This window comes from Sulfurovum sp. TSL1 (genome assembly GCF_019972135.1).
Lineage (GTDB): Bacteria > Campylobacterota > Campylobacteria > Campylobacterales > Sulfurovaceae > Sulfurovum.
In genome coordinates, this window is record NZ_BPFI01000001.1 from 996,356 (window position 1) to 1,009,152 (window position 12,797).

The following is a 12,797-nucleotide window of genomic DNA, read 5'->3' on the forward strand; positions in this document are numbered from 1 at the left end:
CTTTATCTTTATTGCATAATTGGGTTTTCCATTGTTGAATCAGAACCCTTTGTATTAGTATTATTAGCCTTTAAAGGATCAAGACCCATATCGATATAAAAATTCCTTATTGGATCAAATTCTCCTGTTTGGGTATTATATATCTGATCTTTCTTCCCTGTGGAACCATTCTCTCCACATCCGATCTGACACCCATACCCAGAATGCGGTGAAGGTAATTTCTGTTTGCCATCATCCCCTACAGGAGAACATGGGTATCTTTTAGAGGTGACAGTAATATCTAAGACAATAATATTGATCATTACCACTTAGTAGATTCAAACTTTCTATTCGGATGAAGCAGTCCTTCTCTTCTCATACGAGGAATATCCATATTTTTTATCTTGAGTGTAGAAATTGCTTTTTTGACTGCGTATTTTAACTCTTGTTCATAGTCTGCTTCTGGAGAGTAGGTGTATCTGTAGTCTATCTCCAATATTCTTTTCCCATTGTTATTTACTTCGGTGGTATCATAATAGCCACATGAAATACTATAAAACTTCAAAGATTTAGGAGCATAACTTCCTCCAAACCCTCTGGAAAATACGCCTCCTTGACACTTTAAGCCGTTAATATAAGTAGCCCAAGATTTTCGATAAGTAACACCTGTCTCTTTATTGTTTTTAGTAAATTTAGCTTCATAATTAATGCCACTTTCATTGTAGCGTGCATTCTTTTTAAAAAATTTCTTTTGATTAAATCCACCGTAACTACTGGTGTATATTTTAAATTGCATTCCTCTTTTGTTGAAATCAATTAGTCTCAACTGTTTGTTGTGAATGTTGTCTTTTGGACTTGAATATTCTTTATCTATTTGAAATTGTGTATTAGGGGAAACAAAGGAGATATCCTTATTCTGTACAATTTCATTAGGGTTAGTAAGTCTATAGGGTGACCCACATGACGCAATCAAGAAAGATATCACTATCAATATCAGTGTATAATGTGCTGTTTTCATGGTCTGTCTCCACAGATTTGCCCTTTGCTTGGGTCGCAGTTATATCTACCATGAGGAGAAGGAGTAGGTAAAACGTCAAAAAGCAGTGCTGCATTATAAAGATTTAGTTTCTTTAATATAGTTGCACTCCCATTGTGTCCTGTATTGGCCCCTATACCTTCTCCTACATAATCATTTTCATTCGTAAAGTTTCCTGTAAACTCAAAGCCGGTTTCAACAAATAACTTGTTCATTGTATCGTACGACATAGGACTTCCAAAACCAGTTACGCTTGGCAGACCATCCTTTTGTTCATCTTCTGCTTTAGATAAGTCTATGAAATACGCTGCTTCATCAAATCCACTCGTAGCATTAATATAGTTTACTCCTGCATATACCAAGGCATTTCCTTGTGAATGGTTTGCAAAGTTGGCACCGCTTGTTCCTCTTGCATGGGTTACATCATACATAAACTCTCCTGTTTGTCTTGCAATACCGGTGGTTCCACCATTTTTATCTACCCCAGACTCAATTAAATCTCCTAAAAATCCATGTGTTGGATTATAGTTAAGGGTTCCATTGATATTTGTATCCCCTTCTACATGTGTTTGTGTTATCATATTCCTTAGAGCTTGTATTTCATTGTTCATCATCCCATTGGTTCCATTTTGATAGGTTGCATTATTTGCATCTATCACTACAGGTGCTTTTGAGACATAGAGGTTTCCTAACGCATCCAAAGCATCTCTGTCTTCTTGGGATACACTTTTATAATATTCACTCTCTTTCATCGGGATAAAGTCATTTTTATTCTCCTCGGTCAACATACTCTCTGATTTTACTTGTAATACCTTATGCTCAATATCATTATCCCCAAATAGTATAGGAATATTTCCTAAAAGTCCACCATTCGTTTCTTCACTTGGTGTGATGCCTGCTGTAGCATAAGATAGGGTATCAAGTACCGTACCTAATGCAGAAAGAATGACATTATCATCACTTGCTGAAGGAAGGGTAGAGGTAACTATTTGTGTACTTTCTCCTACTTTTTCCATATCTTCTTTTATCTCAGCTTGACCATCCTCACTTAACAACCTATGATCCACAGTAAGGTCAACATATCCTTGTTGTTGTGTCACAGAGTAAATCTCTTTATCTATAGTGTCTGTATTACGGTTAAGTGTACTGTCTGCTTCTGTCTCTACGCTTCCTATGATGACTGTACCTTCTCCTAAGGTTGCCAGTGTTTTTGTTTTGCTAGTGGTTTGTGTGTTACTTGCTGTTACTTGGCTTGAGTTTATGTTCAGGTCTGTTTGATCTGTGCTTGTTGGGTCTTGTGGGTTGGCAGGTTGGTTATTGATGCTTACATTTGTGTTTAGGCTTGCTGATGTAGAACTTTCATAACTTGTGTTAGAAAAGTCTGAGTGTGTAAGGGTACCTGTGTTGAGGGTAAGTTGTCCATTGTCTATAAAGTTACCCTCTTCATCTACCTCTCCTGCTACTATCTGTGCCCCTTTGAGGTCTGTGTTTCCTGTGGTGTTAATGTTTACTGTAGCACCTGCGATACTTGTAAGTACAGTCTCTTTGCTTCTACTTCTTCCGTTGGCTGTGTTTGATCCTGCATTGGTTCCATTTATGTTTGATACTCCGGACTCATTTTGGTTTTCACCTGTAGTCATCGGGTTATCCAATCCTGTACTTCCGCTTATCCCCGCACTGGCTCCCACAGAGTTATTGGTTGTTCTTGTTCTGTTTTGCACAGAGGCGATGTTTAGGTCTCCACCTACATTTAGGTTAGTCTCTTTAGTGCCATGTATGTTTGCACCTTTGATGTTTGCATCTTGGGTGGTGGTGAGGTTGATGGTATTTGCGTTTAGAGTGGAGTTGCTGTAAGTCGTTTGGTTTTCTCGGCTGTGTGATTTGTCTGCACTGACACTGGCTGAGTATCCTCCTGCTGTACTTACTGAAGCATGGGCGCTGATGTGTTCTGACTCTGTCTCTGAACGGTAAGTATCTTTACTTGCTACTATATTTAACTCTTCTGTCTCTACATTGATACTATTACCTGCTTGTAGGTGTGAACTTTGTATGAGGACTTGCTGTCCCTCTCCTATACCTGTAGTGATGTTTATGGTGTTGCCCACTTGTATCGTACTGGCTGTAGAGCTTGTGCTTTGTGTGTTTGTGTTTGTTTTAGTGCCATCTACATCTAAGTCCAAACTTGCTGAGAAACCTGCCGTTCCTGCACTTGCTGCTGCTCCTTTTAAGGCTTGGGCTGCCTGAGTGGTTTTAGAAACGAGGTTTGCTCCTGCTGCTTCGATGCTTGCAGTGTAGTATTTTTCATCTTCTTTACTTTCAGTTATAAGCTCTGTGAGCTCATCTATATCTTCTTGACTTACTCCGGGTTTAACTTCTTGTAGTTCCTGTTGGAGCGTTGCTAGTGTGGATTCATGGTTTTTAAGTTCTTTTTTGTACTTACGATAGTCACGCGCAGCTTGTTTGACTTGGTTCTTTGCATCATTGACCCCTTGTACTGCTACTGCTGCTTGTGCTGCACTATGTGTAACAGAAACGGACACTTCCGCTGTAGCATGCATCTCATCCAAAGTAGAGTCCATCGTATCTTTGGCTTCAGTGATAAGTACATCACCTTGTGCATCTAGAGTTACATCTCCTCCTGCGGCTATGTTGGAGCCTTGGATTTTAATGTCTTCAACAGAGGTGAGTTGTACTGTACCGCCTGCTTGAAGGTTTGAGCTACTTGAAGTAGTATAGTTCTCAGTGAGTTCTTCTTTATCATAACTGGCAGATGCAACTGTCACTTTTGCTTTACCGTCTTCTACTTTGGCTCCTCCAAACTTAAGATCAATGTTCAACTCTTCATGTGTCTCTTTATTACCGTGTTGTTCTTTAGCTTCTTTAACTTCTATGCTTCCTACATCTGTTTTAACTACAATGTGCTCTGCTGCTTGGATGTTAGAACCTATGACTTCTGCACTTCCTGCATCTATCACTACTGAAGATGCAGATTTAATGCTAGAAGCTTTAGCACTCTCATCATAAGTCACTGTCTCATCTGTTTTTGCCTGGTAGAGATGTCCGCCTTGTAAGAGTCCGCTCTCTTCTCTGATATGTCTTTCGCTTCGAGACTCCATACCTGAAAGGATATTGACATTTTCAGTGGCAGAGAGTTTGATGCCTCCGTTCGCCGTTTCCAGGTTCGTGGCGATAAGATTGACATTTTTACCCGCCACAACGATCTGGCTCTCTGCCGATGCAGAGGAATCGGCCAAAAGCGTTTCACTTACTTCATCTACCGAACGTGAACTGATAAGCCCTCCAAGTATAGAGTCGCTCTCTTCATGGTAGCTTGCATTACTGTAGCTCTTGGCTGTAAAGTCCACATTTCCTTTACCTGAACTGATACTTACTGCCTCTGTTGCGGTCAAACGCGCAGACTCCAGTACAATGCCCTCTTCGCCTTTTATCTGGACGATACCCGTATCGACCGTTGTCCCTTTGACCGACTGCTGCAAGGAGGCATCTGCCACAGAAGCACTTGAAAGCAGATCATCACTCTCAAAATAGGAAGTACTGTAACTGCTGTCTGTTACAGCTGTAAAGTTCACTTTATCCTCTGCATCGATACGTACATTTTCCGCTTTGATATTTGCAGCTTCCAGGTGGGCATTCGCACCTGTCTGGATATCGAGCAATCCCTCTGTTTGAATGTTGCTTTGCAAATGTGCAATGCTTTCGCCTTTGGCGTAACCGTTCTCAAAGGTGTACTCATAAGATCTCTCCTCTTTGAGGGTTTTGACGGTGATATCTTCTCCTGCCTGAAGAGTGATGCCATCTTTACCCCTAAGGTCTGCACCTATCGTATCGATGTTCTTGGCTGCATTTATCACAAGTGTGCCTTTGGTGGCTTTGATGGATGCCGTTTTGTCTAAGAGCGTGTACTCTTCTGACCCTACACTATGCTCTATCTCCAGCTTTTTACTTAAGGTTTTGTTGAGGATGTTCCCTTGGGTACTGTGAAGCACAACCGTACCCCCTTTCAGACTCCCCGAGAGATTTTTGATATCACCTACGGCAGAGAGATGCATACTTGATCCTGCTTCTATGTTTCCTCTGCTGTTTGTCATGGTACCAGTACGCAGCTGCATCTCCTCTCTGGTCTGCAGGTTGCCACTGTTTGCCAAATGTCCGTCTACAATGAGATCCATGCGGTCAGCTGAAATACTCGCACCTGTTGACTTTTTGTACGCTTTAGCCAGATAGAGTACCGGTACCAGAACATGCTTCCCTTGAATGACCTTCTCTTCCATCCATACCACGTCTTCTTTAAGATTTTTAAGCTGCAAGGCTGTCGGAGGCACACCCAACTCCAGCCCTACCTCTTGCGCATACTCTATACCTGCATTCATCAGATCGGTATATTGTTCCTTATCATTCTGTGACGTACCGATGAAACGCTCTCCTGTCATAGCTATGATCGCATCACGAATGAGCTGTGTCTCATACATCGCATCACCCAAGCGTCGCACTTGACTTCTGCCATCATACCCCAAACGCTCCAACATATAGTCAGAACTGACAAAGTGGCTGTAATGGGTGTACTCGGGATTGGACTCTATAAGCGGTCCAACGGGATCTTGCGACAAAACAAATACTCCATAAGGATCGTCTGGAAGTGCCATACCTTCTTGACTCGGATCATAAACCTGTGGGGTAAGGGCCAAAGCCGTGCTTTCAATGGCATCCTGATCGATATTCGTTTGGTTTGTAATTGTATCTGTAAGAGTTTGCTGTGTCTCATTTGCAGTCTGGGTACTTGTGGAGATCGTCGGTGCATTAGGGTCGGTATTGACTGAAGCACCTGATTCCATCCCGTTTTGCAGCACACCAAAATTTCCACTCAACATGCCTCCCGCCATAATTTTGGAAGGTATGCCTTCTGTATCACGTATCTCACTTTTGGAAATAGGCAGTTGCCCTTGACCGCCGTCACTTTTATGTTTCCACGAATAGTTGATCGTTGCATCTATGGATTCTGTCGTTTCTACACCGATATTGAAGAGATCTCCATTGATAGCTATGTCATTGGCGGCTGCGATGAGACTGGTTCTATTGGTAACGGTAGCGGCATCCATGAAAAGATCATGCCCGGAGATGATCTCTCCCTCTTTATGGTTGGCCAGAGAAACCGGGTCGACCACCTCTTTTGTGACCGCATAGTCCACTTTTCTGAACTCCTCTTTCTTGTGCGGTTTTGTCCGTTTGACGATCATTGCATTGCTCTCAAGTGATGCGGTCAGTTCGTAAAAATAAAGTGTATCCGATGTCGTTTTGGTATCTTTATACATGTTCAAAATGTACGCTTCCCTGTCTTCCTGGATCATTCGCTCAGTGAGTAGATCCTGTAGTTCACTCTCGCTTAACGTCACACCCTTATCACTATACTCCTGCAGGATCTCTGCCTTGATGGCCATCAGGTCGGTCTCCAGAGGTATGGCCAGTGCAGGGCAGGAAAAACTCTCCCATATATCACAGGTGATGTCGATCCTGCCATTTACTTTTTGCAACGTGGTCGTGATCTCTGTAGCCGAAATATTGCTGATCTCTTCGGCTGCGATATACATATCTGCAGCTGATTCGATCCTCCCCGAGATGTTTTCCACTCTTCTGGTCTTACCACCATCAGCATCTGAGGCTATGCGTAAGTGATTGCCCGCATAGATAGTGGCATCTTCATTATTGGCCAGCAGATCGGCAATATACAAATCCATATCCGTACCTGAAAGCAGTGTCTGGTAATTGTAAAGGTTAGCACTATTCAGGGTCAGACCATAGGCTGCTGCTATACCGGCATAGTTGTTGATAGTGGATGCTGTGATCTCCAGGTCTCCCGAAGAGGTAAGAAATCCATGATTATTGAGATCACCATGAAGCAGGATGGTTGAAAGGTAGCCTCCTCTTATGCTTGCACCTGTACCGTTGGCATTGTTGGTAAGCGTGTCGGCAACTATGCCCAGTGAACCATTGGCAGTGATACTTCCCTCGTTATCGAGATCGCCATGTACTATGATATTTCCCGTACCGTTGGCAAGTATCTCTCCATGATGCACAAGGTCTCCTGCAAAGTCCAGATCCATAGCATTGGCCGAAAGGAATTTTGTAGCTGTATCGATCGTTGAAATATTTGAGCTCACCTCCAAATGCTCTCCCGCAAAGAACCGTGAACCCTCTATCTGTAAATGATCACTTGTGACACCCAAAGTGTTTCCTGCTTCGAGTTCGCCGTTCCGGTTGTCCAAATTCGGTGTATTCACTACAAGGTTTCCGTTCGCAGAGATCAGACCATGGCTATTGTCCAGTGCATCTGTAGCAGTAATGTTCAAGGTACCGCCTGCAGCATATAAATAGCTATCGGCATTGTGCAATGTTCCGGTATGGATCTGCATCTGTGCAGCAGAAAGTATGCTCTCTTTATTGTTAAAAGTGCCCGCAGTGATGGTACCTCTATGCTGTGCCCATAACGAAGTGTTATTGAGATTGAGAGTTTGTGTGTCTATACTCATATCATGATAGGCGTATAGGGCAGTGTTTGTCAGCGTCGTATCTCCGCTTGAGTGAATATCCAATCCTGCCGTAGAGAGGATGGTGGCATGATTACTTTGCATACCGGAAGTATGGACCGTCACACCCTCGCCTGAGATCGTTCCGTTATCTCCATTGAGACTGAAAAGATCCAGGAGAACCGATTTGCCCGAGCCGATGAACCCCTCTTCATTATGCAGTGACCCTGCCTTCACCGCTGTGCCGGCACCAGAGTAGAGTGTTCCTCTTGTGTTCTCTATCTCCCCTGCACTACCTACGCTCAACGCTCCGTCCGCCTGTAGGGTGCCTTCTGTATTATCCAGTGTTTCCGCTGTGAGTGTAAGTGCATGACCGGCAAAAAGCGATCCACCGTTATTTAAAAATCCATTGGCAATACTGAAATGAACGCTCTCTAAACCTTCTATCGTCCCCTGAGTGTTGTCAAAGCTCCCGGCAGTGAGTTGCATCAGATCCTTTGCATGGATAAGCCCTGCATTTCTTAAGGTTTCTGAAGCATGTACCGTCAGTGTGCCGGTGATCACTTCTGACTGATCCGCATTGAAAAAATGTTTCGTCTCTATCGCAGCACCCGTTAAACCATAGAGCATACCGACATTCTTGATACTTTCTGCAAAATCCAGACTGAGATGCCCCTCTTGTGCCTGGGTAAAATCGGTGTGTACCCCTGCTGCGATGAGACCATCGTTCGTAAGACTGTCCCCCTGAAGTGTAAGATCGCCTGTTGCACCGGTATTTCCATGCAGGGTGATATCGCTCAAAGCTTTCAGCTCAAGCGTCTCCGCATGTACTCCTTTATGTACTTCGATGGAACTGCCCTGCGAATGGATGTTTGCTTTGTTTTGAACAGAAACCGTTCCCAAAATGATCCTGCCATCGGCAGACAGCTCCAGCCTGTCCTGCACCAGCATCTCTGAAGGGAGATTCACCCCTACACCCTTTTGTGTACCTACAAGAGAGATGGCATTCGCATAGATACCGCCAAGTGCCGTAGAGTCTATGGAGAACAAAGGTCTCTTCTTCTCTGCATTGTCCCTGCTTGTCACTGCACCATCCGCATCGATATGGTTCAAGCCCGTAACGACCTTCAGGTCATTGGTGTAGAGTTTAGCATTGAGCTTGATCGCCTGTGTATAGAGTTCCAGACTGCTGGTACCACTTGCATCCAAACCTTTGTCATCGATGAAAATATCCCCGCCTTCTATATCAAAAACAGGTTTACCACCATTGAAGCTGACCTTTCCTGTAGTCAGTGTCGCTTTGGGAATATTTATGAAACCTGCTCCGTTTACCGTCACACCGTTAGGGTTAGCGACAATGACATCTGCACTCTTACCTGCAACTTCCAAGTAGCCGTTAAGACGGGATCGGTTGGTTCCTGAGACTTCATTGAGTATCAGTGTGGCAGAGCCGTCACGCATATTCTCATTCCCGTAAATGTATCCTGCCAGCTGTGTATTGACCTCCTGACCGGCATTGTTGAGTATCGTTCCCTGTGTCGGCACGTTGAATTCTATATAGGTATTATGCGAGACACCGTTGGTATTGGGTCTTGCGATATTCACGACCGTAGTCCCATTGGGTGCCGTATCCACAGACGTATGTTGATCGGTGCGTGTCGTATCAACGACTATATCTGCAGCCATCACAGGCGGAGAGATCAAAAGAGAAGAGATTCCCAGAGTGAGAAACTGTTTAGCGTAGCTTGGTTTCATCGTATGCATCGGTTTCACCTTTTAAAATCTATAAGAGAGACTGAAGCCAGTCAAACCATCATTTGTTTTACGTATTTCATCACCATTGGTGGCATACGTGACTTCATTGGAATCTATCAGGGGAAAGGACCGTGAGAGATCCAAAGACCATTGATCAAAGGTAACCCTGCAGCCGACAGCAGCCCCTACGATATGACCGCCATAACTCTCCTCATTACGGCTGACCACACCATAATCCAGAGCCAGATAGGGGCTGACGGTACCTTTTGCATATGCCTTGTGCGTTGCCAGTTCATTACGCAGATAGAAACCCCTGTTCCCGGAGATCTGGCTTTCATTCTCAAAGCCTCTGACACTGTACGGACCCCCGATCCCTATCTGTTCGGAGCCTACGATCCCTTGTTGGGCATACTGTCCATAAAAGGAAAAATGGTAGAAGAGAGGCAGGAATGCATTTTTGTACTGTTTGCTGTAACTGAGGTCTAAGGTAGTTTTATCAAAAGTCGCATCGGCCAAAGAGCCTGTTTTGGCACCCATCCAGTCCAATCCCCGATGGTATTTTAAGGTAGCATACCCATCCCATGCAGCCCCACTGTAATGATGCGTATAAGAGAGCTGCAGTATCGTTAATGTACTGCTTGAGGTATCCAGATAGACACCTGCGAGATAGTTATCATTCTCTTTACGCAGCAAAGAGAGATCGAACTTTCCTCTTTGTGTTTTGGTATGGAAAAGTTTGTACTCCGATCTGATCTGAAATGCCTCACTCTCGCCATTGGAAAGATACTCCCTGTTGAGCCCGTTCACGATCTGATCATACTCAAACCTGGAATAGATGAACTCCAGATAGGCTCTTCCGACCGGCAATCCATACGAGATGCTGTTACCCAGTGAATTATTGTCACTGTCCTGTTTGTCTGTAGTGTTCAGATTCAGTGTCAACAGATCGTTGATCCCCAAAGGGTTGTCCCACCCGACAGAACCGCTGAACTGATATTTGCCTGACTTGACCGTCCCGTAGTTATTGGCCCCCAGGGAACCATGCAGGGCAGACCCTATTTTTTTGCCCTTGATCTCTACCTGTGAAAACCCCTCTTCCTTCCCCGGGTTTATGCTCATCGTTGCCTGCATGGACTGCAGACGGTTCAGCTGCTCCAGACCTGTTTCGAGATCCCTGAGATTGAGAAATTCATTTTTAATAAAAGGGAAAACCAATCCCGTAGAGATATTGTTTCCTCTTACGGATTCGACTTTGCCTTCCATCGCAGCGATCACAAGATGACCTTCGGAGAGATCCTGAAGTTTGATGTACGCTCTTGAAGTGATATAGGCTTTTTCTATATAAATATTATTGATCTTCTTCACGAGCGTGTTGATATCGTGCATCGTATCACATCTGTGAAGGTAGGGTTCCTTAAGTGCTTCCAGAACTTCTTTGTCGATCAGTGTGATCTCTGTCGTATCGATACTTTCGATCCGGATACAGGCTTGTGTTGCGTTACTCTCTTGCGATAAGGGGATAGGTGTGAGTTCCGTATAGATCGCTTCTGGCGTTTCACGTGCTTTGGTCTGCTCTTCATAGATCTTTTTTTGTTCTTCATAACGTAGGATGTCATCTACCTGTTTGGGTATAGGTAAGGCTTGTAGGAAGTGTGTTTGAAGCAATAAAGTACCGATGTATAGTCTCAAAGGCTTGTATCGTATGTTTTGCATAAAATAAATAGCCCTTCAACTCGTAGTGCGGGATTGTATCTAAGATTATTTTAAGTATTACTTATAATATTAAAATATTTTAAAAAATTATAGTTTTTTATATTTTACACTGCTGCTACAGCAATCCCTCATCGGAAAAACTGTAATAGCCCTCTTTTGCCAGGATGACATGATCGAGCAACTCTATGCCGACCAGTGCTGCTACCTCTTTGAGCCTTTGGGTGATCTGAATATCTGCCCTGCTTGCTGCCAGGGTGCCTGAGGGATGGTTATGGGCCACGATGATTCCCGCGGCCCTGTCGGCTATGGCATCGGCAAAGACCTCTCTGGGATGGACCAGGCTCTGGTTGAGCGTGCCTATGAAGACGGTCCGTGTATTGATGATATGGGAAGCGCCGTCGAGGGTCATCACCAGAAAATGTTCCTGGGATTTGCAGCTGAAAGGTTTGAGTTCATGGTAGACATCTTCTGCAGAAGTGATGCGTTTATTATGCTGTATCAGATAGCGTCTGCTTAACTCTATGGAGGCCAGTATCTGTGAAGCTTTTGCGCTGCCCAGGCCATGGATGCCACAAAGTGTATCAAGGCTTAACGTCTCGAAATCACTGTCCAGCATACAGATGATCTCTCTGGCCAACTTCCGTACATCTTTACCCTGTACACCAGATCCAAGCACTATCGCCAGCAGTTCATCGTTTTTAAGCCCCGCCGCACCTCTGGCTGCCAGCTTCTCTCTAGGCTTGTCATGTTTATGTAATTCTCTGATACTTTTCATCGCTTCACCTGCCTTATAGAAAGCAGTATAGGAGATTTTGAAGATTGCTTATGAAAAAATGTCAAATTGACATGTTTTGAATGATTAGAAACAAACAGCAAAATTATTTCTCTTACTGTCGAGATAATTTTTATTTTTCCAATATGTCAATATTTTTATCCATTAAGAGTATCTTCATCTGTTTGATCGCAAGCTCATTTAGTTTTTTCAGTCGTTCTTCTTGATTCAAACCTTCACCAATAAACAATGCATTTAACGTTTCAAGATTTGCCAGACAGACAAGTTGTGAAACGTTTGCTTCATCTCGTATGTTACCATTCTTATCTCTATTCTTCTCTCTCCATTCTTTTGCAGTCATTCCAAAAAGTGCAACATTTAAAATGTCTGCTTCATTAGCATAAATAGAAGAAACTTGTGAGGGATTTACTATTTTAGGTATGAGGTTTTCTTTAATCGATTCTGTATGGATCCTATAGTTTATTTTGGTAAGATTTCGTTTTATATCCCAACCAAGTTGTTTTTGTTCGTCTTCTTTTAATCTTTGAAACTCTTTTATAAGATATATTTTAAACTCTGCACTGATCCACATTCCAAATTCAAATGCTATATCTTTATGAGCATAGGTTCCTCCATATCTTCCTGCTTTTGCTACAAGTCCGATAGCATTCGTTTTCTCTGTCCACTCCTTGACACTGATCTTATAATTGTTCAGTCCCACCTTGGATGTAATTATGGCATATTCGCCATAATTAAAATCAGGGTTATGTATTCTTTCTCAAATTCCGAGATATTCAACCGTATTTCTATTGCGCAACCAATCCGATATAAAAAAGTCTCCATCCTTAGCTTTTAGCATATCTGTGAGTGAAATATAATCATTATCTTTTACAGTTATTACATTGATGTCTTTTTCTCGTACTGTTATTTTTGCCATGAAGTTACCTTTTACTTTTGTATATCGTAACGACTAAAAACACATATACTTAAAAAAATGTCA

5 protein-coding genes and 1 pseudogene are annotated in these 12,797 nt (G+C 43.2%); all 6 read right to left on the minus strand.

Going from position 1 to position 12,797, the window contains the following annotated elements:
* Positions 1-8: 8 nt before the first annotated feature.
* The 6 genes and pseudogenes from LDM98_RS04870 to LDM98_RS04895 all read right to left on the minus strand — a co-directional run bounded on the left by LDM98_RS04870 (position 9) and on the right by LDM98_RS04895 (position 12,734).
* Positions 9-302, minus strand: coding sequence for a hypothetical protein (locus LDM98_RS04870; protein WP_223898221.1), 294 nt, complete (start codon positions 300-302; stop codon positions 9-11).
* Complete coding sequence (locus tag LDM98_RS04875; protein WP_223898222.1) at positions 302-997, minus strand: hypothetical protein; 696 nt, start codon at positions 995-997, stop codon at positions 302-304. The genes LDM98_RS04870 and LDM98_RS04875 overlap by 1 nt, the downstream gene beginning before the upstream one ends.
* On the minus strand, positions 994-9,321 hold the full coding sequence (locus LDM98_RS04880) for a hemagglutinin repeat-containing protein (RefSeq protein ID WP_223898223.1): 8,328 nt from the start codon (positions 9,319-9,321) through the stop codon (positions 994-996). The genes LDM98_RS04875 and LDM98_RS04880 overlap by 4 nt, the downstream gene beginning before the upstream one ends.
* A gap of 12 nt (positions 9,322-9,333) precedes the next feature.
* On the minus strand, positions 9,334-11,025 hold the full coding sequence (locus LDM98_RS04885; protein WP_223898224.1) for a ShlB/FhaC/HecB family hemolysin secretion/activation protein: 1,692 nt from the start codon (positions 11,023-11,025) through the stop codon (positions 9,334-9,336).
* Positions 11,026-11,140: 115 nt separating this feature from the next.
* Positions 11,141-11,800, minus strand: a complete 660-nt coding sequence (gene radC, locus LDM98_RS04890; protein WP_223898225.1) for a DNA repair protein RadC — start codon at positions 11,798-11,800, stop codon at positions 11,141-11,143.
* Between the two features lie 130 nt (positions 11,801-11,930).
* A pseudogene (locus tag LDM98_RS04895) lies at positions 11,931-12,734 on the minus strand (KilA-N domain-containing protein).
* Between the last annotated feature and the right edge of the window lie 63 nt (positions 12,735-12,797).